Genomic DNA, 24,727 nt, shown 5'->3' on the forward strand with positions numbered 1-24,727 from the left:
GCGCGAGCGCCACCGCCGGCCAGATTGCCGTTGCGCCCAGAAGATAAGGAAGGACAGGCAGAATCGCGCCCATTCACGTGAAACGCGACCCCACCCCGCGACATCCATCGGCAACACCGCTCAGCGCACGGCGAGTACCTCATCCCACGCCGCGCCCGCCGCCCCGGTCGCCGCGTCCTCCTCCACATCCGCACCCAGCGCCCGCAGCCCGGCGGCCAGGGCCGCCAGCGAGGCCAGCACCACAGCGCGGTCCGCAGCGCGACCGTAGTGGTTCACACGGATCATTTCCTTGGCCAGAGCGCCTGCAGCGGCCTGCAGCGGCACCGAGCCATCGGCGGCGAGCGCGGCGGACACCACCTCGCGGGCGTCCAGGTCCACCGGAGCGCGAACCGTCGTCGCCGCCGGTGCCGCGTCCTCGTCCCTGATCACATACGGCACCGGCCCGCCAAGCGCCCGTACACCCGCACGGACCGCCGCTGCGGCCGCACGGTGCCGCCTGATGACCATGTCCAGGCCTTCGGACTCGACACGGTCCACGGCCTGCTCCAGGGCGAGCATCTCCAGCTGTGCCGGAGCGTGCGGCAGGACCGTGCGTCCGCCGTCGATCCAGCGCTCCTTCCAGTCCGTCAGCGAGAGGTACGAGCGCCGCGGCGCCTGCTCATTGGCCGCGATGCGCTCCCAGGCACGGGCGCTGACCGACACCGCGGAGACACCGGCCGGTCCGGCCAGTGCCTTCTGCCCGCCGATGACACACAGATCCACGCCCCACTCATCGGTGAGGAGCGGCTCGGCGCCGACCGACGCGACCGCGTCCAGCATCAGCAGCGCCCCGTGCTCACGCGCCACCGCGCCGATCTCAGCGACCGGGTTGGTGTTGCCGGTCGCCGCCTCAGCGTGCACCAGGCTCACAAAGTCGATCTCACGGTGCTCCCGCAGCGCGTCCGCCACCTGCTGCGGGCTCACCGCACCCGTGAAGGGCGCGGATATGGTGACGACCTCGGCGCCGCAGGAGCGCAGCCAGCCGCCGAATGTCTCGCCGTACGGGCCGGTGATGATGTTGAGAGCGGTGCTGCCGGGGCGTACGGCCGAGCGGATACAGGCCTCCAGCGGCAGCAACGCCTCGCCCTGCATTGCCACGACATCGCAGCGGGTGCGCAGCAGCGCTGCGACCTTGTCCTCGATCCGCGCGAAGTGGGCCGCGTCGAGCGGCGGCAGGTCAAGCAGAACCGGGGCGTCGGAGTTCGCGGTCTCGACAGTCACAGTGGCCTTCCAGCGGTAGCGAGCCACCCGCCGGGGCGGCTCCGGACAACTCGCCCGACTGTACGTCCGCCTACGACACCCGTACGGCCCGAGCCCCGCTCCCGGGCCCGACGGACACCGGCCCCACCGGCACCGGGTTTCGGGGACTCCGCCCTTCCGTCTTCCCTGCCATGCCGTGCCCGCTCACACCCGCCAGCCCTCGGCATCCACCCCACCCGGTACCGGCCCGGCGGGCTCGTACGGTCCACGGGTAAGAACGAAGGTCCCCAGATCCAGATGGCTGACCGAACCGTCCTCGGCGTGCACCACCCGCAGCGTCTCCCCCGCGTAGTAGCCGTCGAGCCCGGTCCAGGTGCCGTCCGGCTCCGCCCGGAACCGCGAGGCACGCCCCGCCCCCGACAGTGGCACCAGCTCCAACCCGCGCTCGGCCCTCAACCGCAGCACGAACGGATTCGCCCCCCAGTACCAGGGCCCGGTCAGCGCCAGCAGTTCCTGGTCCAGCGGGCCGGGCAGCAGGCGCCACGGTTCCGGAATCCTCGGCTCGCGGTCGGCCACGAGCTCCAGCAGGTCGGCGGCCACGGCGCTGACGGCGGGCCCCGAGGTGCAGTTGGCCAGGGCGATTCCGGCAACGTCCTCCTCGACGTCGATCCACAGCGACGCCAGGAAACCCGGCATCGAGCCGGTGTGCCCCGCCAGCCGCCGCCCGCTCCTCCGTACGAGCTGCAACCCCAGGCCGTAGCCCGCGTCCCAGCCGTCGCCCTCCGGCGGCACCGCCGGCGTCCGCATCTCGGCGACGCTCGACTCACCCAGCACCCGCTCATCGCCCCGCAACAGGAACGCCGCCCAGCGGCACAGGTCCTCCAGCGTGGACCACAGCTGGCCCGCCGGGCCCATCAGCCCGGTATCCTGGGCCGGTTCGGGCAGCAGCGCATCGGCCCACGGGTGCACCGCCCAGCCGCCCGCGTGCGGCATCTGCGGCCGCAGCGTCGTACGGTCCATGCCCAGCGGCTCCAGCACCTCGCGCCGCAGCACCTCGCCCCACGACGTGCCTCCCCGCAGCCGTTCAACGAGCGCGCCCAGCAGCGCATAGCCGGGGTTGGAGTAGTGGTGCCGCCGTCCGGCCGGCAGGCGCACCGGCCGCTCGCCGAAGAGATCACCCTGCTCGGGCCGCAGCTCGCCCGGCGTCCGCTCCCACCACGGCCCCCGCGCCTCCGCCGCCAACCCCGAACTGTGCGAGAGCAGTTGAGCGATCGTGGCGTCCGGCACCGGAGTGCCCTCCAGGTATTCGCCGATCGGGTCCGCAAGCCCCAGCAGCCCTTCGTCCCGCAGCCTCAGCACCATCACCGCCACAAACGTCTTGGTGATCGAACCGATCCGGTACTGCACGTCGCCGTGCGGCACCTCCCCCTCCACCGAGCTCCGGGCGCCCGTCCACCTCGCTCGCCCGCCGCGGACGACCGCCCCCATCATCGAAGGCGCCCGCCCCTCGGTCTGGCCGATCGCCAATCGCCGCAGCAGCGCCCGCCGTGTCTCAGGCATCAGCTCCTCGAACGCGTCCGGCGTATCGGCCGTCCCCGCCCATCCGTCGGCGGGTCTCCGTGCCGGCTCCCTGACATCGGGTGCCTCGGCCGCCCGGACATCGGGCACCCTGGCATTCCGGACATCAGGCACCCCGTCTTCCCGCGGCTCGTGCTCATGGGACTCCGCGGACGGTGCAATGGTCATAGCGCTCCTCGACGGCCGGTACAACTCATCGGCGGGCGGACGCCCGCCGCGGATCACCCTCTCCCGGCCGCCGCCCCCGACACCAGCGCCATCGGCCCGGCGGGCCGAGCCTTCCGATCCGGCCATCGCCTACCCTCCGTCGTCACCGCAGCGCAGGCGCCCCGATCACGTCACCCAGCACCGTCTGCTCGTCCTCCGGCAGCCAGCGTGCCGCATGCACCGAGTGCAGCGCGGTCCGCAGCCGCATACGGTCCTCGTCGGTACCCAGGTAGCCGAGATAGGCCGGGAGCGTCAGGCCGAGCGCCTTGAGATCGGCCCGGGCACACCACCGTGCCAGCAGCTCCCGCACACGCCCGTCGATGCCCTCGTCGAAGGCCCGCCGCTTGCCGGAATCACCCTCCCAATCGGAGTCCGCCACCGATGCCGTGCCCCGCAAGCCCTCGGCGATCGCGAACCGGATCCAGTGGCCATAATGCCCCTCGGGAACCTCGTGCATGCGCTCCAGGGCCTGCATGAAGTACGCATGCGCCAGGGCCGGTTGGCCGAGCTCGCGGTGGCCCTGACCCATGTTCACGTACAGCGACGGGTAGAAGCTCCGCACCCGCTCGTCGCCCACCAGGTCGGCCCGGTCCAGGCACTCCTGGTTCCAGCGGAGCGTGTCTTCGGGCGTGCTCTGGTGCCGCGCGAGATAGTGCGCGGCGATACACGCCTCGTAGTCATCAGCGGCGATGTCCCAGGCCCGTTGGAAGAGGCCTTGTGCCACATCGGGCCGCCCCTCCGCCTCGGCCTCCATGCCCTCAACGCACAGCCGTACAACAGGCAGTTCCGGATCCATCCGCCCTCTCCGCTCATCAGCCATCAGTCGTCCCCCGCGCCCTGTCCGCACGCTCATTCCGCGGTGCGACCGGCATCGGCACACTCGCTCACCGGCATCACCAACGTCGTGAAACTCCCCTGGTCGGCGGAACGGACCAGGACGGGCCGGTCCGCCGCAGCGATCTCCAGCAGCACATCGGGCCCCACTCCGGCCTCCAGCACGGGCACGAGTACTGCGGGGTCGAAGGCGATCCGCAGCGCCGGCCCCGTGCGGACCGCCCGCAGCCGGACGGCAGCCCGCTCCCCGCCCGCCACCTCAAGCTCCTGATCTGCCTCGTGCCCCGCCGCGTCATCTGCGCCCCCACCGAGCACCACCACACCGGCCCGCCCAGCGACGGCGTCCCGCAGCCCGCCCCGGTCGACGATGATTCGGTGCCGCCCGGCCTCCAGCCCGTCCAGCATCAACCGGTAGTCCGGAAACGCCCCGTCGTCGCTGCCAACACCCCCACCACCGCCGGTGCCCTCCACCACCTCCCAGCAGTCCTCCCCGCTCCGCAGCAGGATCCCGCGCCCGTCCGCCGCACACTCCACGTCGACCGTCGCCTGCCGCACGGCCCACTCCGCCAGACCCCTCGCAGCCTCCGCACCGATCAGCACGCGCCGCGGCCCACCCTCGAATACCGCGGACCGCAGCACTCGCACGGCCAGCCGATAGCGGTCCGTCGCCACCAACCGCACCTCGCCATCGACGAGTTCGAGCAGGACACAGCCCAGCACCGGAAACTCGTCCCGCGCCGCCCCGACCGCCGCCGCGGGCCCCACCTGCCGTACCGCGCTGGCGAGTTCGGCACCGCCCACCCGAGCCCGCGCCTGGATCCCGCAGCTTCCCTCGTCCGCCGCCACCTCGCCCAGGAACCCGTCGACCACCGCCCGCGCCTCGTCCGCCGTCCGCCGCGTCCGCTCCAGATGCGCCCGCAGCACACCACGTGCCGCTTCCCCGGACCCGTCCAAAACGATCGCGACATCCACCAGCGGCAGCCCCGCCTCCCGCAACCGCCGCAGCCGCACAGCACGGGTCGCCTGCCCCGCCGCGTAGTACCGGTAGCCCGTCACGGCATCCACCCGAGCCGGCCGCAGCACCCCGCAGTCGTCGTAGAACCGCAGCGCACTCGGCGTCAGGCCCGCCCGCCGCGCAAACACGCCGATGCTCAGCAGTTCTTCGGTGTCGTCGTCCATGAACGGGATTGTCGAGCTTCAACCAACCTGAAGGTCAAAGCGACGTCGTCCGGAGCCGTCGGGGCGGACCCGATCCGCCCGGCCCGCAGGTCGATGTCACTCCCAGGGCTGCGGGCTCGCTATCTGCTTGGTGGTGACCTATCTGCTTGGTGGTGACATTGACGCGGTTGACGAGGTCGGTGACGCCGATGGTCATTTTTGTCATGCCTGCGCCAAAACCCGCTCACGGCAGAACCGCAGCAACCAGCAGAAACAAGGGCCGACGCCCCTTCCACTTTTATCAGCGGCCGGGATACCCCTTTGCTACGAGACACCGGTACAAGCCGTACAAGAAGTGAGTCACGCCGTGAATGACGCACCCACTGACCACTCCACATCAGCCGAGGGGACCGCTGGGGCAATGACGACCGCACCCGAAGGGGCCGGATGGTACGTAGACGATCGCTGCACGAACTGCGACGTCGCCAGGCAACTCGCGCCGGGCTTGATCAGCGAGGTCGGCGGACGCTCCGAGATCCTGCGTCAGCCGCACAGCGAGGCGGAGGAGCGCCGGCTGCACGCCGCTGCGTTCGCCTGCCACACCCGCTCCATCCGGCATTCCTCGCATCGGCTGGATCCGGCGCTGGACCCCTTTCCCATGCGCCTCGACGACACCGTCTCTCTCTGCGGGCACAACTCTCCACACACCGCCGCCGCCAACTCGTACCTCCTACAGCGCCCTTCGGGGAACCTGATGATGGTGGACACCCCTCGCTGGAGCGAAGACCTGGCCGCTCGGTACGAGACGCTCGGTTCCATCACCGACGTGCTCCTCACTCATCGGGACCATGCAGCGCACGGCCGCCGCTACGCCGACCGCTTCGGAGCCCGGCTGTGGATCCACGAAGGCGACCTGGACGCCGCTCCCGACGCCGATCGCATCCTGCGCGGCACTCACACCGTGGAAATCGCCGACGGCGTACTCGCCCATCCGTTCCCCGGCCACACCAGGGGGAGCGTGCTCTACGTCGCCGACGAGCGTTACTGCTTCAGCGGCGACAGCTTCTACTGGTCACGTTCGACGGACGATATCGAGGTGGCTGAGAACGTCACCTGGTACTCCATCGAAGAACTGGCAGCATCGTTGGCCCGCACCGCCGACCGGCTCCACTTCGAGTGGCTGCTGCCCGGACACGGCTCCCGAAAGCGCCTGCCTGCGGCCGAAATGGCCGAGCGCGTCCGGACGTTGACCGGTCGCACCCGTGCACTGCGGCCTCGACCGGTCGACTTCACGGCAATGCGCTGGTGAGCAACAGACAGCCGGAGGCTCGACGCGTTGCGTCCGCTGGCGGTCGGCTTGGACCTCAGAGCCGATCCGTGTGATCGCCGCCAGGCCGGCCCGGTGCCAAGCGTCGCGTTCCTGTCAGGGTGTGACGCTGGCCGTCCGCAGCTTCCAGCCGGTCTCACGGCGATGTCGTATCCGGCATCCATCCGACGTTGGTCGTGAGATTCCGAAACGGGAAATGAGGTCTACAGCGATCGCTCACGTCTGCGCCATGTCCACAAACCGCGAGTAGTGGCCCTGGAACGCCACAGTGATCGTCGCCGTGGGACCGTTACGGTGCTTCGCCACGATCAGGTCGGCTTCGCCGGCGCGCGGGGACTCCTTCTCGTAGGCGTCCTCGCGGTGCAGCAGGATGACCATGTCGGCGTCCTGCTCGATCGAACCGGATTCACGCAGGTCGGAGACCATCGGCTTCTTGTCCGTACGCTGCTCGGGGCCACGGTTCAGCTGGGAGAGCGCGATCACCGGGAGCTCCAGTTCCTTCGCCAGCAGCTTGAGGTTTCGGGACATATCCGAAACCTCCTGCTGGCGGCTCTCGGCCCGCTTCGAGCCACCGGACTGCATCAGCTGCAGATAGTCGATGACCACCAACTTCAGCTCATTGCGCTGCTTGAGGCGGCGGCACTTCGCACGGATCTCCATCATGGACAGGTTCGGCGAATCGTCGATGTAGAGCGGCGCGGCCGAGACATCCGGCATCCGGCGTGCCAGCCGCGTCCAGTCCTCGTCCGTCATGCTGCCGGAGCGCATGTGATGCAGCGCCACCCGGGCCTCGGCCGACAGCAGACGCATCGCGATCTCGTTGCGCCCCATTTCGAGCGAGAAGATCACGCTCGGCAGATTGCTCTTGATCGAGCAGGCGCGCGCGAAGTCCAGTGCGAGGGTGGAGTTGTGCGTGGGCACCATGGACCGGGTGGCCAGGTACATGTGGGCCTCGTTGTCCACCTGCACACAGCGGACCGGAACGCTTGTGATCTCCCGGACTTCCTCGATGAACCTCTGCTTCAGCGGGGGCGTAGCGGGACGCCGGCGTTCCTCGTGAACGCGCTGCTTGCTCGCCAGCCCGAAGACGACGTCGGAAGTGGTGAAGTCGATGTGGTACGCGGTGGACGAGGCTTCGGTCCGCCCCTTGACCCGCTCGACCGAGACGCCGCAGCGGTAGCCGAGGCTCACGACCAGCTCGCGGACGCCTTCGGCAAGGACCTGGCTGGTGGAGGCGAACTGGACGCACCCGGCGTTCGTGACGGTCCCGTCGGCGTCGAGCAAGCCGGCCAGCAAGGCTCTCCGTTGCGCGATGGAGCCGCGCAGGTAGTCCTCCGGGATGTGCTTGTCCGCCAGGACGCCCATGGTCCGCAGAGCAGCCTGGAGTGTGTCGTGGTTCTGCGTGCACCTGAAGCAGCGCGGCTTTGAGGAAGGCGAGTGACAGGGAACTCCGCAATCGGCGCACGTGGCTTGAGGAACCGGCGCCGACACGGCCCCCGCCTCGGCGCCGCTGGTCCTTGCCGAGGCAGAGTGTCCGTCCCCCAGCCACGCTCCCAGCGTGTACGGCAGCACGGGCAGATCCCGTTCCGGCAGCTCAAGAGCAGCAGCGTTGTCCACGGAGTGGTTCATCCGCTGGTCGGCTGTGAGGGTGCGGACGGTCTCGGCGATCTCCTTGGTCGTCTTGACCGAGGGGCGCGATCGCCGGCCGGATCCGCCTTCCTGGGCAGCCGCGCGGGAGGCGCGCGTATCGGTGAGCCACTGGTGCTCGGCATCAGCCACGACGGTCGTGCCGTCGTCGAATGTGACCTGGTAGCACGGGCGACCGACCATGACATCGGTAGCGGCGACCACGCGGGTCGGCTTCCCGTCGGCGTCGAGCAAGAAGTCCCCGACCTTGACCTCGCCCATCGTCGTCCAGCCCGTGGGGGTCGGCAACGGCGTGTCGAGGCCCAGTGCCTTACCCATGGCGGGGCGGGCCGCGATCACGATCATCTGGCCCGGGTGCAGGCCGTTCGTCAGCGAATCCAGATCCGTGAAACCGGTGGGCACACCGGTCATCTGGCCCTGGCGCGAGCCGATCGCCTCGATCTCGTCGAGGGCGCCCTCCATGATGTCGCCGAGCGGCAGATAGTCCTCGCTGGTCCGCTGCTCGGTGACGGCGTAGATCTCCGCCTGGGCGCTGTTGACGATCTCGTCGACGTCGCCGTCCGCGGCGTATCCCATCTGCGTGATCCGGGTGCCGGCCTCGACGAGGCGGCGCAGCACGGCACGTTCGTGGACGATCTCGGCGTAGTACTCGGCGTTCGCGGCCGTCGGCACGGACTGGACGAGGGTGTGCAGATACGAGGCCCCGCCGACCCGCGCGATCTCCCCGCGCTTGGTCAGCTCCGCGGCGATGGTGATCGGGTCGGCCGGCTCGCCCTTGGCGTACAGGTCGAGAATCGCCTGGAAAACCAGTTCGTGGGCCGGTCGGTAGAAGTCCTCACCCTTGAGGACCTCGACGACGTCCGCGATGGCGTCCTTGGACAGCAGCATGCCGCCGAGCACCGACTGCTCGGCATCCAGATCCTGCGGGGGCACACGCTCGAAGCCGCCGGCCCAGGAGCCGCCGTCGTCGTCGCGGTCCTGTCGGTCACCGCGACCGCGGCCCTTGCCATCACCTCGGCGGGAGCGGGGGGCCGGCAGCCGATCGCTCGGACCGGAGTCCGCCCAGGGGTCCTCCATGGGCTCGGGCATGCTCACCCCGGCACCTCCTCCCGTCCGCGACGCGGACCTTGCTGTGCTCTTCTTTCTTACGGCACAGCTCTGACAATCGAGACGCCCGACTCCGGCTACGGCGCGTCGAGTTCGGACGATTTCTCAGGCCGGAACAGGCGGCGGGTGCCGGACCACGGTAGGCCCGCCGGCACCGTCCGCCAATCTGGTTATCCACAGGCCATGTGGATGACCGCCCCATAGCTGTGGAGAAGTCCCAGGATCCTGTGCACGGCACGGGGGAAACTTCTGTGGACAAGCACACAATCAGCCCGTCCCCAAGTCTCTGACCTGCGGTTTTCTCATCCATAGGCTGTGGGGGAGAAAAACTTCTGCAACCTGTTCAAGATCGCGACAAACGCCACGCAGAAGGCAACTCCGCACAGCGGAAAGTAAGGATCACTAGTCTGTTGCATCTCTTACCTGTGGAAGATTAGATTGACCGCATGACACTGGCTCCCGCGACGCCACGGCGCACCGCCCGCCGCCACGACCGAGAGATCATCGCACTCGCCCTGCCGGCCTTCGGCTCCCTCGTCGCGGAACCCCTCTTCGTCATGGCCGACAGCGCCGTCATCGGCCACCTCGGCACCTCCCAGCTCGCCGGCCTCGGCGTCGCCGCCGCGCTGCTGACCACCGCCGTCTCCGTCTTCGTCTTCCTCGCCTACGCCACCACCGCAGCGGTCGCCCGCAGAGTCGGCGCCGGCGATCTCCCCGCCGCCATCCGCCAAGGCATGGACGGCATCTGGCTCGCCCTCCTCCTCGGCGCCGCCGTCATCGCGGCCGTGCTGCCCACCGCCCCGTGGCTCGTCGAAGCCTTCGGCGCCTCCGGCACCGCCGCCCCGTATGCCACGACCTACCTGCGCATCAGCGCCCTCGGCATCCCCGCGATGCTCGTCGTGCTCGCCGCCACCGGCGTGCTCCGCGGCCTCCAGGACACCAGGACCCCGCTGTACGTGGCAATCGGAGGATTCTCTGCAAACGCGGTACTGAACGTCGGCCTGGTCTACGGCGCCGGCCTCGGCATCGCGGGCTCCGCCTGGGGCACCGTCATCGCCCAGTGCGCCATGGGCGCCGCCTACCTCGTCGTCGTGGTCCGCGGCGCACGGCGCCACGGCGCCTCTCTGCGCCCCGACGCGGCCGGGATCCGCGCCTCCGCACAGGCCGGCGTCCCGCTGCTGGTCCGTACCCTCTCGCTGCGCGCCGTGCTGATGATCGCCACCGCCGTCGCCGCCCGGCTCGGCGACGCCGAGGTCGCCGCCCACCAGATCGTGCTCACTCTCTGGTCGCTGCTGGCCTTCGCCTTGGACGCCATAGCCATAGCCGGACAGGCCATAATAGGGCGCTATCTCGGGGCGGGGGACCGGGATGGCGCCCAAGTCGTATGCCGCCGCATGGTGCAGTGGGGCATTGCCTCCGGTCTGGTCCTCGGCCTGCTGGTCGCCCTCGCCCGGCCGCTGTTCATCCCCCTCTTCACCACCGACCCTGCCGTGCAGGGCCCGCTGCTGACCACTCTCCTGGTCGTGGCGGTCAGCCAGCCGATCTCCGGAATCGTCTTCATACTCGACGGTGTCCTGATGGGCGCGGGGGACGGGCCGTATCTCGCGTGGGCGATGGTGGTGACACTCGCCCTGTTCGCACCGGTGGCGCTGGCCGTACCCACCCTCAGCGGCGGACTTGTCGCCCTCTGGTGGGCCATGACGCTGATGATGACGGTGCGCATGCTGACGCTGTGGCTGCGCACCCGATCGGGCCGGTGGATTGTGACCGGGGCCTCCCGCTGAACCGACCCGTAACAGCAAGTTGCTTGTCGATAATGACCGTGTGCGCCCGCTAGCCAGGAAATCCGTGCTGCCCCTGATGCTGATCGTCATCGGGGCAGCTGTCATGGTGGGCTCCGCCGCGGACCAGGCCGGTACGGTCAGCGGCGGCCGCAGCAGCTTCGGTAAGTCCGGCGAGTCCGGCCAGGATCCCGAGGACCAGGATCCCGCCGCGACGGCTCCAGCCGACGACGGCAACGCGTACACGCCGCGCAGGACCGAGCAGAACGCCCGGGTCGGCGCGGTCTTCGAGAAGGACGACTCCGGCGACCACTTCTGCACCGCCAGCGTCGTACAGAGCCCCGGCCGGAACATGCTCATCACCGCGGCCCACTGCGCCTACGACAGCGACGCCAAGGCACCCGTGGACGATCTCGTCTTCGCTCCTGACTACCGCGACGGCAACGAGCCCACCGGCCTGTGGAAGGTCAAAAAGGTGATAGTCGACGACCGCTGGGCCAAGTCGAACGACGAGGATCTCGACGTCGCATTCCTCCTTCTCGACAAGAAGGACGGCGAGCAGATCCAGGACGTCCTGGGCGCCAACACCCTCGGCATCGACCGCGGCTTCGACAACGAAGTCAAGATCACCGGCTACCCCACCAGCCGGAACACCCCGATCTCCTGCCAGAACCGCACCACGAAGTTCAGCGACACCCAGCTGCGCGTCCAGTGCACCGACTTCGAGGGCGGTACGAGCGGCAGCCCCTGGCTGGCGGACTACGACCCCAAGAGCCACACCGGCACGGTCATCGGTGTCCTCGGCGGCCATGAAGGCGGCGGCGACCAGGACGATGTCTCCTACGCCGCGTACTTCGACGACGACATCGCGGCGCTCTACAAGCACGCCCAGGACGAGGACTGATCCCGGACTTCCGGAGACCTGCGCACGGCGAAGGGCCGCACCCCATCAGCGGGGTGCGGCCCTTCGGCGTGGTGCTGCGATGCTGCGATTACGCGGCGACGACCTCGACGCCGAGCTTCGCAACGACCTCGGCGTGCAGACGCACGGAGACCTGGTGCGCGCCCAGGGTCTTGATCGGCGTACCGAGCTCGACGCGACGCTTGTCGACGTCCGGACCACCGGCAGCCTTGATCGCGGAGGCGACGTCGGCCGGGGTGACGGAGCCGAACAGGCGGCCGGCGTCGCCGGCGCGGACGGCCAGCTTCACCTTGACGCCCTCAAGCTGGCCCTTGACCTCGGTGGCCTGCTCGATCGTGGCGATCTCGCGGATCTTGCGACCGCGACGGATCTGCTCGACGTCCTTCTCGCCACCCTTGGTCCAGCGGATCGCGAAACCACGCGGGACCAGGTAGTTACGGGCGTAACCGTCCTTGACGTCAACGACGTCGCCGGCGGTGCCGAGGCCGGAGACCTCGTGGGTGAGGATGATCTTCATGAGTCGGTCACCCTTCCCTTATCGCGCGGTGGACGTGTAGGGCAGCAGCGCCATCTCACGGCTGTTCTTCACGGCCGTGGCGACGTCACGCTGGTGCTGAGTGCAGTTGCCGGTGACTCGGCGGGCACGGATCTTGCCGCGGTCGGAAATGAACTTCCGCAGCAGGTTCGTGTCCTTGTAGTCAACGTAGGAGATCTTCTCCTTGCAGAACACGCAAACCTTCTTCTTAGGCTTGCGAGCAGGCGGCTTCGCCATTGTCTCTCTCCAGTGAGTTCAAGAAGTTTGTGCTGACGCCCTCAAGGCCCTGGCCGTTTCGCCGCGCTGTTTCACGTGAAACAGCGCTGAGACGAGGCAGCTGTACGGACCTAGAAAGGCGGCTCGTCCGAGTAGCCACCGCCGGAGCCGGAGCCGGAGCCACCGCCCCAGCCACCGCCGCCACCCTGCTGGCCACCGCCGGCAGGAGCACTGGTCGCCCACGGGTCGTCGGCGGGAGCACCGCCGCCGCCCTGCTGGCCGCCACCGGGGCCGCCGCCCCAGCCGCCGCCACCCTGGCCGCCACCGCCCTGCTGACCGCCGCCGCCGAAGCCGCCGCCCTGGCCACCGCGACCACTGGTCTTGGTGATCTTGGCCGTGGCGTTCTTGAGGCTCGCGCCCACTTCCTCGACGTCGAGCTCGTAGACCGTGCGCTTCACGCCCTCGCGGTCCTCGTACGACCGCTGCTTGAGACGGCCCTGCACGACCACGCGGGTACCCCGCGTGAGGGACTCGGCGACGTTCTCCGCCGCCTGACGCCACACCGAGCAGGTCAGGAACAGGCTCTCGCCGTCCTTCCACTCATTGGTCTGACGGTCGAAAGTGCGGGGAGTGGACGCGACGCGGAACTTCGCGACCGCCGCACCGGACGGGGTGAAGCGCAGCTCGGGGTCGTCGACAAGATTGCCGACAACCGTGATGACGGTCTCGCCTGCCATTAGGGGAACCTCTCGGCGGGTGTGCTGCTGGCTGCTGGTGTTGCTGCTACTCGGACCCGGTTACCGCTGAACGCTTACGCGGTCAGTGGGTCTCGGGACGGAGGACCTTGGTCCGGAGGACCGACTCATTCAGGTTCATCTGACGGTCGAGCTCCTTGACGACCGCAGGCTCGGCCTGGAGGTCGATGACCGAGTAGATGCCCTCGGGCTTCTTGTTGATCTCGTACGAGAGACGACGACGGCCCCAGGTGTCGACCTTCTCGACCTTTCCGTTGCCCTCACGGACGACGGAGAGGAAGTTCTCGATCAGCGGGGAGACAGCGCGCTCCTCGAGATCGGGGTCGAGGATGACCATCACCTCGTAGTGACGCATGTAGAACCCACCTCCTTTGGACTCAGCGGCCACGGTCGTTCCGTGGCAGGAGGGTCATGATGCGTTCCGCACCGAGCCCGCCCGGATCATCCGGACAGACATGGGCGCAGACCGTACAGAGTACCTGCCTCAGGGCTTCCGGTTGAAATCCGAGCGCTGTACCCCTCAATCTGGAACGCAACGGGTGTGAGCGGCGTTACAGTGCGCCGCCCTGTCATCGGAGGTGCCGCATGGCACAGGCAGCACGGACCCAGCGCAGTCTGCTCTCGCTTCTCAACAGCGACGGCAAGGAGCATCCCGTCGAGAACACCGTGGCTTTTGTGACGGTGGCCCTCGGCGCGCTCGCCATCTTCACGACTCTCTCTTCCAGCCTGCACCTGGTCAGCTCCTGGGCAGGCCTGATCGGAATCGGCACCGGTCTCTGGGGCCAGTTCATCTCGTCGACGACAGGTGAACGCTTCCTGTTGATCATCGGGCTCGGGGCATCAGCCGTCGGCTTCTTCCTCGGCATGGCACACGGCGGCCTTTTCGGCGGCGTCCTCGGGTAGCGCACGGGCAAGGGCGCATTCGAACCCAAGCACGTACGGCTCAGCCGGGGCGCTCCCCGCTCACAGTAGGCTTCGGCGCGAGAGCCGGAGCCCCGACACTGGGGACACACCTGCCGAGGAGCGCCCCGACATGAGCCTGACCCTGAGGACCATCAGCCGAGAGCAGCATCTGGCTTACATCCAGAGCCTGCCCGCGGCGAGCCACATGCAGGTCCCGGCCTGGGCGGACGTCAAGTCCGAGTGGCGCTCGGAGAGCCTGGGCTGGTTCGACAAGGCCGGCGAGCTGGTCGGCGCCGGCCTGGTTCTCTACCGCCAGGTTCCCAAGGTCAAGCGCTACCTCGCGTACCTCCCCGAGGGCCCGGTCATCAACTGGTTCACGCCGAACCTGGAGGACTGGCTGCAGCCGATGCTCGGCCACCTCAAGCAACAGGGCGCCTTCACCGTGAAGATGGGCCCGCCGGTCATCATCCGCCGCTGGGACGCCGCGGCGATCAAGTCCGGCATCCAGAACCCGGACGTCAAGCGCCTGCGGGACGTCGAAGCGACCCACATCGAGCCGCGCGCCTTCGAGGTCGCTGACAAACTCCGCCGCATGGGCTGGCAGCAGGGCGAGGACGGCGGCGCAGGCTTCGCCGATGTGCAGCCCCGCTATGTCTTCCAGGTGCCGCTGGCCAATCGCTCCCTTGAGGATGTCCACAAGGGCTTCAACCAGCTGTGGCGCCGCAACATCAAGAAGGCCGAGAAGGCCGGCGTCGAGGTCGTCCAGGGCAGCTACGAAGAGCTGGACGAATGGCAGCGGCTCTACGAGATCACCGCGGAGCGCGACCACTTCCGGCCGCGGCCGCTCGGCTATTTCCAGCGCATGTGGACGGCCCTCAACTCCGAGGACCCCAACCGCATGCGGCTGTACTTCGCCCGCCATGAGGGCGAGAACGTCGCAGCCGCCACAATGCTGATCGTCGGTGGCCACGTCTGGTACTCCTACGGCGCCTCCGCCAACCACAAGCGTGAGGTCCGGCCCTCCAACGCGATGCAGTGGCGGATGCTGCGCGACGCCTACGCGCTCGGCGCCACGGTCTACGACCTCCGCGGCATCAGCGACTCCCTGGACGAGAACGACCACCTTTTCGGCCTGATCCAGTTCAAGGTCGGCACAGGTGGGCAGGCAGCGGAGTACCTCGGCGAGTGGGACTTCCCGCTCAACAAGCTTCTGCACAAGGCGTTCGACATCTACATGGCACGTCGCTGACCGCTCCACCGCACCACTCGCACCCCCTGAACACACCCCAGCCACGAGAAAGGTTCCGGGCCCGGCCATGGCGCTCACCCTCTACGTCGACACCGCGCGCTGGCGGGCGCATCAGCAGAGCGTTCTCCAGCAGTTTCCCGGGCTGGTCCCGGTCTGCAAGGGCAACGGCTACGGCTTCGGCCATGAGCGCCTCGCCGAGGAGGCCACCCGCCTCGGGGCCGACATCCTCGCGGTCGGTACGACCTACGAAGCTGCCCGCATCAAGGACTTCTTCAGCGGCGACCTGCTCGTCCTGACCCCGTTCCGGCACGGCGAGGAGCCGGTGCCGCTGCCCGACCGGGCGATCCGCTCGGTCTCCTCGGTCGAGGGCGTGGGCGGTCTGGTCGGCGCCCGGGTCGTCATCGAGGTCATGAGCAGCATGAAGCGCCACGGTGTCTCACCGGAGGACCTGCCGAAGCTGGCCGCGGCCATCGAGGACGTCCGGCTCGAAGGGTTCGCGATCCATCTGCCGCTGGACCGCACCGACGGGTCCGACGCGGTCGAAGAGGTCATCGGCTGGATGGACCGGCTGCGCGCCGCCCGCCTCCCGCTGCACACCATGTTCGTCAGCCACCTCAAGGCCGATGAACTCGCCCGTCTCCAGCAGCAGTTCCCGCAGACCCGCTTCCGCGCGCGGATCGGCACCCGCCTGTGGCTCGGTGACCACGACGCCACCGAGTACCGCGGCTCGGTGCTCGACGTCACGCGCGTCGCGAAGGGGGACCGTTTCGGCTACCGCCAGCAAAAGGCCGCCTCCGACGGCTACTTGGTCGTGGTGGCCGGCGGCACGTCGCATGGCGTCGGCTTGGAGGCTCCCAAGGCTCTGCACGGTGTGATGCCGCGTGCCAAGGGCGTGGCCCGCGCCGGCCTGGCAACCGTCAACCGCAACCTGGCGCCGTACGTGTGGGCCGGGAAGCAACGCTGGTTCGCGGAGCCCCCGCACATGCAGGTGTCGATTCTGTTCGTGCCGGCGGATGCCCCTGCGCCACAGGTGGGCGAGGAACTGGTGGCCCATCTCCGGCACACCACTACGCAGTACGACCGCATCGTGGACCGCTGAGCCGACCGAACCCGGCTCCCCAGAAACGCCATGGGCCCGGTGCCGCAGAGCATATCTGCGGCACCGGGCCCATCCCGTTCCTTCCAGGCCGTTGGCGGCTCAGTCCCGCACTACGCCCCAGCGCACCCGTGGCTGCCCCTCGAAGTGCAGCGCATGCCGCGGCTCGTGGTAGGCCCGCCCGAGCACGAATACGTCCGGTCTCCGGTCCAGGACGCCGCCCGACGGATCGTCGTCCCCATCCCTGCGGACGACATCGCGCTCCGGCATCAGGATGTCCCGTACGACCACGGCGCACAGGTAGAGCGTGCCCAAGAGGTGTAGTGCGATGGCCAGTTGGTAGCCCTCCGTCGGCAGCCCCTGATGCTTGTCGCCGTTGCCTGTGTAGGCGAGGTACATCCAGATGCCCAGGAAGTACATGACCTCGCAGGCCTGCCAGATCAGGAAGTCCCGCCAGCGGGGCCGGGCCAGCGCGGCGAGCGGGGTCAGCCAGAGGACGTACTGCGGCGAGTAGACCTTGTTGGTGAGGATGAAGAGCGCGACGACGAGGAACGCAAGCTGGGCGAAGCGTGGCCGCCGCGGCGCGTACAGGGTCAGCAGTCCGATGGCGCCACAGCCCAGGATCATCAGCAAGGTGGCGTAGGTGTTGGCGTTCTCCAGAGGGTTGCCGGTGCGCTGCGAGATCAGGAGCCAGATCGATCCGAAGTCGATGGGCCGCTCCTGGCTGAAGGTGTAGAACTTCGCCCAGCCCTCCCGAATGTGGAATCCGGCCGCATCGTGCGTGATCATCACCGGCAGATTGACCACAAGCCACGATGCCGTGGCCCCCACCACGGCTCTTCCGTACGCGCGCCACGTTCCCGAGCGCCAGCACAGCATCAGCAGCGGCCCCAGGAGCAGCACCGGGTACAGCTTCGCAGCGGTCGCCAGCCCGATCAGGACGCCGGCCGCCAGGGGCCGGCTCCGTGCCCACATCAGCATCCCCGCGGCGGTCAGCGCGATCGCCAGCAGATCCCAGTTGATGGTGGCGGTGAGCGCAAAGGCCGGCGCCAGGGCGACAAGGAGACCGTCCCAAGGGCGGCGCCGGTGCGTCCGGGCCACGCACACAGCGATGACGGCGGCGCAGATCATCAACATGCCGGCGTTGACCAGCCAGTAGATCTGCTCGCGCTGCTGGATGGACCCTCCGTGTGGGGTCATCCAGGAGGCGACCTCCATGAAGGCACCGGTCAGCACGGGGTACTCGAGATACTCCATGTCGCCGGGCAGCCGGTCGAAATACGGGATCAGCCCGTCGTCGAAGCCCCGTCCCGCATAAAGGTGGGGGATGTCGGAGTAGCAGGCATGGGTGTACTGGGTCGTGGCACCGAAGAACCATCCACCGTTGTAGCAAGGCAGCTTCTGCACCATGCCGAGCGCGAACATACCGATGGCGACAAGCGCGATGATCCGCACCGGCGTCAGCCAGTTCGTTCCGAACAGCGCACGCCGGCCGATCGGCCCTCCGATCAGCTCGCTTCCGGCCGCCGCCACCTCGTCCCGCTGCGTCGGCCGTACGGGCTCGTCCTGTCGCACGCTCGTCATGGCCCCATCCTGCCGTACAGCCCCCTGCCCGAACGCGGCGAAGCCCCCGCCCGGTCGAGCCGGGTCGGGGGCTTCATTGCTCCGCGTTTCACGTGAAACAGTCGCTCGGTTTCACGTGAAACAGTCGGCGATTGCTAGGAGCCGTTACCGCCGAACAAGCCTCCACCATTGCCACCGCCCGGGTCTGGGTCGGGCGACGGACTCGTTTCCCCTCCTGTGGTACCGCCCTGTCCGTTACCGCCGCCATTTGTCGTCCCACCGGTGTCCTCGCACTTGACGTCCCAGGTGGAGCACGTCTCGGACGGACTGGGGCTCGGCGATCCGCTCGGGGACGCGGACTCACTCGGCGTCCCGGAAGGCGTCTCGGACGGCTCCTGAGACGGCGTGGGCGTCGGTGTGGGAGCCGGCATGCCCGCCTGGTCCACCGGCGACCCGAGGCTCTCGGCCGGAGGGAATTCCTTCGAGCCGATGTTGGCCTGCAGCATGTACTCGGTCCAGACCTCGGTCGGCAGTGCGCCACCGTGGATCGAGTCGAAGCCACCGACCCCGTTCATGGACAGCTGGCGGGGGTTCTTCGGGTCTTCACGGAACATCGTGACGGCCGTCGAGAGCTTTGGGGTGTAGCCGACGAACCAGGCCGACTTGTTCTCGTCGGTGGTACCGGTCTTGCCGGCCGCCGGAATGCCCACCCGCCTCGCATCCTTCGCCGTGCCGTTCTGAATGACGTTCTCCAGCACCTCGGTCACGTTATTGGCGATGTTGGGATCCATCGCCGACTCCTGTTCGGGCTTCTCGAAGCCCGACTCGTCCACGCCTTCACGCGTCACCTTGGTCACCGAATACGGCTCGACCTTCGTCCCCGAGGCAGCGAAGGTCGCGTAGGCATCGGCCATCCGAATCGCGCTCGGCGTGGAGGTACCCAGCGCGAACGACGGGTTGAGGTTCTTGTCGAAGCTCTCCTCCGAGATCCCCGAGGCCTTCGCCATGTCCCGCACCTTGTCCATCCCGACATCCATGCCGAGCTGAACGAACGGGGTATTGACGGACTGCTCCATGGCCTTGGTCAAGGAGATATAGCCCCAGGGGTGATCGCTCTCGTTCTCTTGGTAGAAGGGCGAGTTATCCCTCTTCGTGACGTATTCGCCGTTCGCTTCCTTCACCTTGAGATGGTCGTCACCGTTGTATTTGCTCGTCTGGGGGATCGGCCGCCCACCGCTCGCGGTCGTACCGTGCTTCATCGCCGCCGCGAGAACGAACGGCTTCCAGGTGGAACCGACCGGCACACCGAAGGTGTCGGCGTTATTGCTGAAGTGACCCTTGTCGTAGCCGTCACCGCCGTACAGGGCGACGATCTTTCCGTCTCCTGGTACCACGGACGCCGCACCGAACTGGACGTAATTGTCCTTCGTGCGCTGCTTCGGGTTGATGTACCGCTTGTTGACCTTCGTGACCGCAGCGGTGAGCTTGTCGACCTTGGACCTGTCGAAGGTCGTCTGGATCGTGTAGCCACCCTTGTCGAACAGCGCTTCGCTGATGCTGGAGTGCTTCAGCACGTACTTCTTCGCGGTGTCCATCAGGTAGCCGATCTGACCGGTCTTACTGGCCACCGGCTTCGGCGTGATGGGCTTGGGGAACTTCCGGTACTTGTCCCGCTCGCTCTTGTCCATGAAATTCACCTCGACCTCCCGGTCGAGGATCCACTTCCACCGCAGCTTGGCGCGCTTGGTGTTCTCCGCCTTGGACGAGTTCGGACCCGAACCGCCGGCCGGGTCGTACAGGTCGGCGCCCTTGAGCACGGTCGCCAGCATGGCGCTCTCGGCCGGATCCAGGTCGAAGGCGTCCTTCCCGTAGTACGCCTGCGCCGCTGCCTGGATCCCGTAGGCCCCGCGACCGTAGTAGCTGGTGTTCAGGTAGCCCTGCAGGATCTCGTCCTTGCTCATCCTCGAATCGACCTTTATCGAGATGAACAGCTCTTTGACCTTGCGGTCAAGGGTTTGCTCCTGGGTCAGCATCGCGTTCTTGACATACTGCTGGGTGATGGTCGATCCACCCTGGGTGTCGCCCCCCCTGGCCATGTTGAACAGTGCGCGCGCGATACCCATGGGGTCCACACCCGAGTCTGTCCTGAACGACGCGTTCTCCGCGGCCATCGCCGCCCACTGCATCTCCTGCGGAATGTCAGCGATCTTGACGTTCTGCCGGTTTGTCTGACCGTCCCGGGCCATGACCTTGCCATCGGCCCAGAGGTAGACGTTGTTCTGCTGCTTGGCGGCGTCACTCTCACTGGGGACGTGCACCAGGGCCAGCGCGACACCAGCCGCTCCGACGATCAGGCCCATGAAGGTGACGGCCAGGCCGGTGACCTGCTTCCAGGACGGCACAAAGCGGCGCCAGCCGGTGCGGTTGAACCGTGGGTAGTCGATGAAACGCTTCTTGGCAGGCGTGCCGCTGCCCCGACCGCGTCCTCCCTCGGGCCCATGTCCGCCACCGCCCGTGCGACGGCCTCCACCACGTCGACCGCCTCGGCCGCCGCCGGAGGCCATCGCCGCGTCCTCGGGTGCCCGCCGGCGGGCACCACGTTGTGCGGCTCGGCGGGCCTCGGCCCGCCCTCCATACGACCGCTCCTGACTGTGCGGCTCAGAGCCGGGCGCAGGACCGACGGCGGAGCCGCGTGTGGCACGGCGCCCTGTTGGCTGCTGCGCGGCGCGTCGGGCCGCGGCACGTCCGCCACCTTGCGGCTGTGGCGGTTTGCGACGGTGCTCGCTCATGGAACGGATACTCCTCGGGCAGGCGCGCTATCTCGTCGCCTGAAGGCGGCAGTTGTCTTCAGGTCCCCCCGATGTACGACCCGCTCCTGACGCGCGAGCCGCACTACACCGAGGACAGGGACGCCACGTATCGGCCCACGGTTCCCGGCATTCTGCATGCCGCACAGACTACGCACGGCCAAAACCTGCCCAGTGTTGAAATTCACTCCAAATCCGTCAGGTTACGTAGCACGAATCGGTGATGTGACGCCGTTCACCGTCCCCCCGCTTGTCCCACCCAGGCCACCGTTCTATCGTCTGGATGTATCGAGTCGATACATCAGCACGAGATAAAGAACGCACGAGGCCAAGGAGGTGGAGGATGAGCAGACGTTCCGGCATCCTTGAGTTCGCCGTCCTCGGCCTGCTCCGCGAGTCCCCGATGCACGGTTATGAGCTGCGAAAACGGCTCAACACCTCGCTCGGGGTCTTCCGTGCGTTCAGCTATGGCACCCTCTATCCCTGCCTCAAGGCGCTGGTCGCGAACGGCTGGCTCATAGAGGAGACGGGCGGCACCCCGGAGGGCGCACCCGCCGCGGCACTGACAGGGCGCCGAGCGAAGATCGTCTATCGATTGACCGCATCGGGCAAAGAACACTTCGAAGAGTTGCTCGCCCACTCCGGACCGGATGCGTGGGAGGACGAGCACTTCGGCGTCCGCTTCGCCTTCTTCGGTCAGACGTCGCGGGACGTCCGGATGCGCGTGCTGGAAGGCCGCCGCAGCCGGCTGGAGGAGCGCCTTGAGAAAATGCGCACTTCTTTGGCCCGGACCCGCGAGCGGCTGGACGACTACACCCTCGAACTGCAGCGCCACGGCATGGAATCCGTGGAGCGCGAAGTCCGTTGGTTGAACGAGCTCATCGAGAGTGAGCGCGCCGGGCGCGATCAACGCGCACCGGATCCCGCAGAGCAGGGCAAGAAGGACCAGTCAGGAGATACGGGCGGCCTACCCCGGCACCGGGGTGGTTCCCGGCCGGATCCGTCTGATGACACCACCACATGAGGGCCTGCTGCGCAGGACCTCATCGAGAACACAGGGAGCAACCGGAATGGGTTCGGTTCGCGTAGCCATCGTCGGCGTGGGCAACTGCGCCGCCTCGCTGGTACAGGGCGTCGAGTTTTACAAGGACGCCGACCCGAACAGCCGCGTGCCCGGCCTCATGCACGTGCAGTTCGGCGACTATCACGTCCGCGACGTCGAGTTCGTGGCCGCCTTCGATGTCGACGCCAAGAAGGTCGGCCTCGACCTCGCGGACGCCATCGGCGCCAGCGAGAACAACACCATCAAGATCTGCGACGTGCCGAACGCCGGCGTGACGGTCCAGCGCGGCCACACCCTCGACGGCCTGGGCAAGTACTACCGGATGACGATCGAGGAGTCCGAGGAGACCCCGGTCGACATCGTCCAGGTCCTCAAGGACAAGCAGGTCGACGTCCTGGTCTGCTACCTCCCTGTCGGCTCTGAAGACGCCGCGAAGTACTACGCGCAGTGCGCCATCGACGCCAAGGTCGCGTTCGTCAACGCCCTCCCGGTCTTCATCGCCGGCACCAAGGAGTGGGCGGACAAGTTCACCGAGGCCGGTGTCCCGATCGTCGGTGACGACATCAAGTCCCAGGTCGGCGCCACGATCACGCACCGTGTGATGGCCAAGCTCTTCGAGGACCGGGGCGTCGTCCTGGACCGCACGATGCAGCTGAACGTCGGCGGCAACATGGACTTCAAGAACATGCTTGAGCGCGAGCGCCTGGAGTCCAAGAAGATCTCCAAGACGCAGGCCGTCACCTCCCAGATCAGGGACCGTGAGCTGGGCGAGGACAACGTCCACATCGGCCCGTCGGACTTCGTGGCCTGGCTGGACGACCGTAAGTGGGCCTACGTCCGCCTTGAGGGCCGCGCCTTCGGTGACGTCCCGCTGAACCTTGAGTACAAGCTCGAGGTCTGGGACTCCCCGAACTCCGCGGGCGTCATCATCGATGCCCTGCGTGCCGCGAAGATCGCCAAGGACCGGGGGATCGGCGGCCCGATCCTCTCCGCGTCGTCCTACTTCATGAAGTCGCCGCCGGTGCAGTACTTCGACGACGAGGCACGCGAGAACGTCGAGAAGTTCATCAAGGGTGACGTCGAGCGCTGACGCGCCCGCCGAATCCTCTCCACGCAGGCCCCCGGCTATTTCCGCCCGGGGGCCTGCGGGCTGTGTGAGGCTGTGTCTCATGCATGCTGTGCGCGACCTCCGCGTGTTACTCCAGTTACGGGACTTCCGATCCCTCCTGGCCGCACGGCTCCTCTCCCAAGCCGCCGACGGCGTCTACCAAGTCGCGCTCGCCGCCTTCGTTGTCTTCTCACCCGAGAAGCAGACCTCGCCCACGGCCATCGCCTCCGCCATGGCCGTCCTGCTGCTCCCGTACTCGCTCCTCGGCCCCTTCACCGGTGTGCTGCTCGACCGCTGGCGCCGCCGCCAAGTCATCCTGTACGGGAATCTGCTGCGGACACTGCTGGCCGCCGTGACCGCAGCACTGATGGTGGTCGGTGTCCCCGACTGGCTGTTCTACGTCTCGGCCCTCTCCGTGACCGCCGTGAACCGCTTCGTCCTGGCCGGGATGTCGGCCGCGCTCCCCCGTGTGGTCGACGGTGAACAGCAGCTCGTCATGGCCAACTCCCTTGCTCCCACGGCCGGAACGCTCGCCGCGACTGCAGGAGGCGGGCTCGCCTTCGCCGTTCGCCTCGTCGGCTCGGAAGTGGACGCAGTCATCGTCCTGCTCGCGGCAGCCCTCTATCTCTGTTCGGCCCTCACGGCTCTGCGTATGGCGCCCGGGCTCCTCGGCCCCGATCCCTCGCGTCTCCAACCACACCTGCGGGAAGCCCTGTTGAGTACCGTACGGGGGCTCACTGACGGCCTCCGCCATCTCGCGGAGCGGCGCTCCGCTGCCCACGCGCTGACCGCGATGACCATAGTCCGCTTCTGCTATGGAGCCGTGACGGTCATGGTGCTGATGCTGTGCCGGTACGCCTGGACCGACAACGAATCCGACGGCCTCGCCCTGCTCGGAATCACCGTCGCGGTGTCGGGGGCGGGCTTCTTCGCAGCCGCCCTCATCACACCCTGGGCGATCGCGCGACTCACCCCCTTCGGATGGATCGCCTGCTGCGCCGCCCTGGGCGCGGTGTTGGTGCCTGCACTCGGCCTGCTCTTCGCTCCTGTGCCAATGCTGGCAGCCGCGTTTGTGCTCGGCATCAGCACACAAGGCACCAAGATTTCCACAGACACCGTGGTCCAGTCGTCGGTCGACGATGCCTTCCGCGGCCGGATCTTCGCCATCTACGACGTTCTGTTCAACGTTGCCTTCGTCGGTGCGGCAGCAGTCGCTGCCCTCATGCTGCCGCCGAACGGTAAGTCAGCCGTTCTGATAGTCGTTGTGGCCGCCGTCTACGCGACGGTCGTCGCGGGATTGGTCCGCTTTGGGCGCCGCTAGGGGTCACACCCCCTGCTGATGGGGCACCCAGCCCGTGGCGCGGCAACCCGACCGGATACCTTACGGGCGTCCTACACGAGCCTGTACACATCAATATCGGGGGAATCGCATGACGACGCCGCCTCAGGGCCAGAATCCGTACGGTCAGCAGCCGTACGGGCAGAACCCGTATCCGCAAGCACCGCAAGCTCCGTACGGCCAGCCTCAGGGCGGCTACGCGTACCCCCAGCAGCAAGTCCCGTATGGACAGCAGCCCCAGCCGGGGTACCCGCAGGCACCACAGCAGCCCTACATGCAGGGTGGGGCACCCG

The 24,727-nt window shown here is 67.9% G+C and carries 20 protein-coding genes; 9 read left to right on the forward strand and 11 right to left on the reverse strand.

The features are described from left to right. Positions 1-120 precede the first annotated feature (120 nt). The 4 genes from AB0I10_RS10455 to AB0I10_RS10470 form a co-directional block, all read right to left on the reverse strand. Positions 121-1,260, reverse strand: coding sequence for an aminotransferase class V-fold PLP-dependent enzyme (locus tag AB0I10_RS10455; protein ID WP_363151974.1), 1,140 nt, complete (start codon positions 1,258-1,260; stop codon positions 121-123). 183 nt (positions 1,261-1,443) lie between these two features. Further along, positions 1,444-2,799 (reverse strand): serine hydrolase domain-containing protein, encoded by a 1,356-nt coding sequence (locus AB0I10_RS10460; protein WP_363152119.1) that lies wholly within the window; start codon positions 2,797-2,799, stop codon positions 1,444-1,446. A 328-nt stretch (positions 2,800-3,127) separates the two neighbouring features. Further along, positions 3,128-3,820: a hypothetical protein gene (locus AB0I10_RS10465; RefSeq protein WP_363151975.1), complete on the reverse strand. Its 693-nt coding sequence runs from the start codon at positions 3,818-3,820 to the stop codon at positions 3,128-3,130. Between the two features lie 53 nt (positions 3,821-3,873). After that, positions 3,874-5,037, reverse strand: coding sequence for a MerR family transcriptional regulator (locus AB0I10_RS10470; RefSeq protein WP_363151976.1), 1,164 nt, complete (start codon positions 5,035-5,037; stop codon positions 3,874-3,876). A 400-nt stretch (positions 5,038-5,437) separates the two neighbouring features. Here AB0I10_RS10470 and AB0I10_RS10475 point away from each other — a divergent pair, with 400 nt between their 5' ends. Then, the gene (locus AB0I10_RS10475) at positions 5,438-6,325 is read left to right on the forward strand and encodes a ferredoxin (RefSeq protein WP_363152120.1); all 888 of its coding nucleotides are present in this window, start codon (positions 5,438-5,440) and stop codon (positions 6,323-6,325) included. A gap of 234 nt (positions 6,326-6,559) precedes the next feature. Here the strand turns inward: AB0I10_RS10475 and dnaB are convergent, their stop codons facing one another. Continuing rightward, positions 6,560-9,079 carry a replicative DNA helicase gene (dnaB, locus tag AB0I10_RS10480; protein WP_363151977.1) on the reverse strand — a complete coding sequence of 840 codons (2,520 nt, stop codon included), beginning with the start codon at positions 9,077-9,079 and terminating at the stop codon, positions 6,560-6,562. A gap of 464 nt (positions 9,080-9,543) precedes the next feature. Between dnaB and AB0I10_RS10485 the strand changes: the two genes are divergently transcribed. Both AB0I10_RS10485 and AB0I10_RS10490 read left to right on the forward strand, forming a co-directional pair. Next, positions 9,544-10,881, forward strand: a complete 1,338-nt coding sequence (locus tag AB0I10_RS10485; protein WP_363151978.1) for an MATE family efflux transporter — start codon at positions 9,544-9,546, stop codon at positions 10,879-10,881. A gap of 40 nt (positions 10,882-10,921) precedes the next feature. Continuing rightward, a complete protein-coding gene (locus tag AB0I10_RS10490) occupies positions 10,922-11,782 on the forward strand; it encodes a trypsin-like serine protease (RefSeq protein WP_363151979.1) in 861 nt (286 codons plus the stop codon). An 88-nt stretch (positions 11,783-11,870) separates the two neighbouring features. Here AB0I10_RS10490 and rplI read toward each other — a convergent pair whose 3' ends face one another. The 4 genes from rplI to rpsF all read right to left on the reverse strand — a co-directional run bounded on the left by rplI (position 11,871) and on the right by rpsF (position 13,661). Next, positions 11,871-12,317: a 50S ribosomal protein L9 gene (rplI, locus tag AB0I10_RS10495; RefSeq protein WP_363151980.1), complete on the reverse strand. Its 447-nt coding sequence runs from the start codon at positions 12,315-12,317 to the stop codon at positions 11,871-11,873. An 18-nt stretch (positions 12,318-12,335) separates the two neighbouring features. Beyond that, positions 12,336-12,572, reverse strand: coding sequence for a 30S ribosomal protein S18 (gene rpsR, locus AB0I10_RS10500; protein ID WP_003978893.1), 237 nt, complete (start codon positions 12,570-12,572; stop codon positions 12,336-12,338). Positions 12,573-12,682: 110 nt separating this feature from the next. Further along, positions 12,683-13,288 (reverse strand): single-stranded DNA-binding protein, encoded by a 606-nt coding sequence (locus AB0I10_RS10505; protein WP_363151981.1) that lies wholly within the window; start codon positions 13,286-13,288, stop codon positions 12,683-12,685. A gap of 82 nt (positions 13,289-13,370) precedes the next feature. After that, positions 13,371-13,661, reverse strand: a complete 291-nt coding sequence (rpsF, locus tag AB0I10_RS10510; protein ID WP_003978891.1) for a 30S ribosomal protein S6 — start codon at positions 13,659-13,661, stop codon at positions 13,371-13,373. 230 nt (positions 13,662-13,891) lie between these two features. On the opposite strand from rpsF, the gene AB0I10_RS10515 reads away from it, so the two are divergent. The 3 genes from AB0I10_RS10515 to AB0I10_RS10525 all read left to right on the forward strand — a co-directional run bounded on the left by AB0I10_RS10515 (position 13,892) and on the right by AB0I10_RS10525 (position 16,557). After that, on the forward strand, positions 13,892-14,209 hold the full coding sequence (locus tag AB0I10_RS10515) for a hypothetical protein (protein ID WP_363151982.1): 318 nt from the start codon (positions 13,892-13,894) through the stop codon (positions 14,207-14,209). A gap of 130 nt (positions 14,210-14,339) precedes the next feature. Beyond that, positions 14,340-15,458: a peptidoglycan bridge formation glycyltransferase FemA/FemB family protein gene (locus tag AB0I10_RS10520; RefSeq protein ID WP_363151983.1), complete on the forward strand. Its 1,119-nt coding sequence runs from the start codon at positions 14,340-14,342 to the stop codon at positions 15,456-15,458. A 67-nt stretch (positions 15,459-15,525) separates the two neighbouring features. After that, entirely contained in the window at positions 15,526-16,557 is a 1,032-nt protein-coding gene (locus AB0I10_RS10525) for an alanine racemase (protein WP_363151984.1), read from the forward strand. 99 nt (positions 16,558-16,656) lie between these two features. Here the strand turns inward: AB0I10_RS10525 and AB0I10_RS10530 are convergent, their stop codons facing one another. Beyond that, positions 16,657-18,138 carry a glycosyltransferase 87 family protein gene (locus AB0I10_RS10530; protein ID WP_363151985.1) on the reverse strand — a complete coding sequence of 494 codons (1,482 nt, stop codon included), beginning with the start codon at positions 18,136-18,138 and terminating at the stop codon, positions 16,657-16,659. Positions 18,139-18,272: 134 nt separating this feature from the next. Then, positions 18,273-20,519, reverse strand: coding sequence for a transglycosylase domain-containing protein (locus AB0I10_RS10535; protein ID WP_363151986.1), 2,247 nt, complete (start codon positions 20,517-20,519; stop codon positions 18,273-18,275). A 748-nt stretch (positions 20,520-21,267) separates the two neighbouring features. On the opposite strand from AB0I10_RS10535, the gene AB0I10_RS10540 reads away from it, so the two are divergent. The 3 genes from AB0I10_RS10540 to AB0I10_RS10550 all read left to right on the forward strand — a co-directional run bounded on the left by AB0I10_RS10540 (position 21,268) and on the right by AB0I10_RS10550 (position 24,416). Then, complete coding sequence (locus tag AB0I10_RS10540) at positions 21,268-21,948, forward strand: PadR family transcriptional regulator (RefSeq protein ID WP_363151987.1); 681 nt, start codon at positions 21,268-21,270, stop codon at positions 21,946-21,948. A 46-nt stretch (positions 21,949-21,994) separates the two neighbouring features. After that, positions 21,995-23,077: an inositol-3-phosphate synthase gene (locus AB0I10_RS10545; protein WP_363151988.1), complete on the forward strand. Its 1,083-nt coding sequence runs from the start codon at positions 21,995-21,997 to the stop codon at positions 23,075-23,077. Between the two features lie 79 nt (positions 23,078-23,156). Then, on the forward strand, positions 23,157-24,416 hold the full coding sequence (locus tag AB0I10_RS10550; protein WP_363151989.1) for an MFS transporter: 1,260 nt from the start codon (positions 23,157-23,159) through the stop codon (positions 24,414-24,416). The last annotated feature ends 311 nt before the right edge of the window (positions 24,417-24,727 follow it).

The organism is Streptomyces sp. NPDC050636, assembly GCF_040654775.1.
In the GTDB taxonomy this organism is placed as follows: domain Bacteria; phylum Actinomycetota; class Actinomycetes; order Streptomycetales; family Streptomycetaceae; genus Streptomyces.

Coding starts and splice junctions, on each gene's coding strand:
- dnaB (WP_363151977.1), bottom strand. CDS start 9,079: ATGCCCGAGCCCATGGAGGACCCCTGGGCGGACTCCGGTCCGAGCGAT.
- rpsR (WP_003978893.1), bottom strand. CDS start 12,572: ATGGCGAAGCCGCCTGCTCGCAAGCCTAAGAAGAAGGTTTGCGTGTTC.
- rpsF (WP_003978891.1), bottom strand. CDS start 13,661: ATGCGTCACTACGAGGTGATGGTCATCCTCGACCCCGATCTCGAGGAG.
- AB0I10_RS10505 (WP_363151981.1), bottom strand. CDS start 13,288: ATGGCAGGCGAGACCGTCATCACGGTTGTCGGCAATCTTGTCGACGAC.
- AB0I10_RS10530 (WP_363151985.1), bottom strand. CDS start 18,138: ATGACGAGCGTGCGACAGGACGAGCCCGTACGGCCGACGCAGCGGGAC.
- AB0I10_RS10525 (WP_363151984.1), top strand. CDS start 15,526: ATGGCGCTCACCCTCTACGTCGACACCGCGCGCTGGCGGGCGCATCAG.
- rplI (WP_363151980.1), bottom strand. CDS start 12,317: ATGAAGATCATCCTCACCCACGAGGTCTCCGGCCTCGGCACCGCCGGC.
- AB0I10_RS10515 (WP_363151982.1), top strand. CDS start 13,892: ATGGCACAGGCAGCACGGACCCAGCGCAGTCTGCTCTCGCTTCTCAAC.
- AB0I10_RS10550 (WP_363151989.1), top strand. CDS start 23,157: ATGCATGCTGTGCGCGACCTCCGCGTGTTACTCCAGTTACGGGACTTC.
- AB0I10_RS10485 (WP_363151978.1), top strand. CDS start 9,544: ATGACACTGGCTCCCGCGACGCCACGGCGCACCGCCCGCCGCCACGAC.
- AB0I10_RS10465 (WP_363151975.1), bottom strand. CDS start 3,820: ATGGATCCGGAACTGCCTGTTGTACGGCTGTGCGTTGAGGGCATGGAG.
- AB0I10_RS10520 (WP_363151983.1), top strand. CDS start 14,340: ATGAGCCTGACCCTGAGGACCATCAGCCGAGAGCAGCATCTGGCTTAC.
- AB0I10_RS10475 (WP_363152120.1), top strand. CDS start 5,438: ATGACGACCGCACCCGAAGGGGCCGGATGGTACGTAGACGATCGCTGC.
- AB0I10_RS10545 (WP_363151988.1), top strand. CDS start 21,995: ATGGGTTCGGTTCGCGTAGCCATCGTCGGCGTGGGCAACTGCGCCGCC.
- AB0I10_RS10540 (WP_363151987.1), top strand. CDS start 21,268: ATGAGCAGACGTTCCGGCATCCTTGAGTTCGCCGTCCTCGGCCTGCTC.
- AB0I10_RS10460 (WP_363152119.1), bottom strand. CDS start 2,799: ATGCCTGAGACACGGCGGGCGCTGCTGCGGCGATTGGCGATCGGCCAG.
- AB0I10_RS10470 (WP_363151976.1), bottom strand. CDS start 5,037: ATGGACGACGACACCGAAGAACTGCTGAGCATCGGCGTGTTTGCGCGG.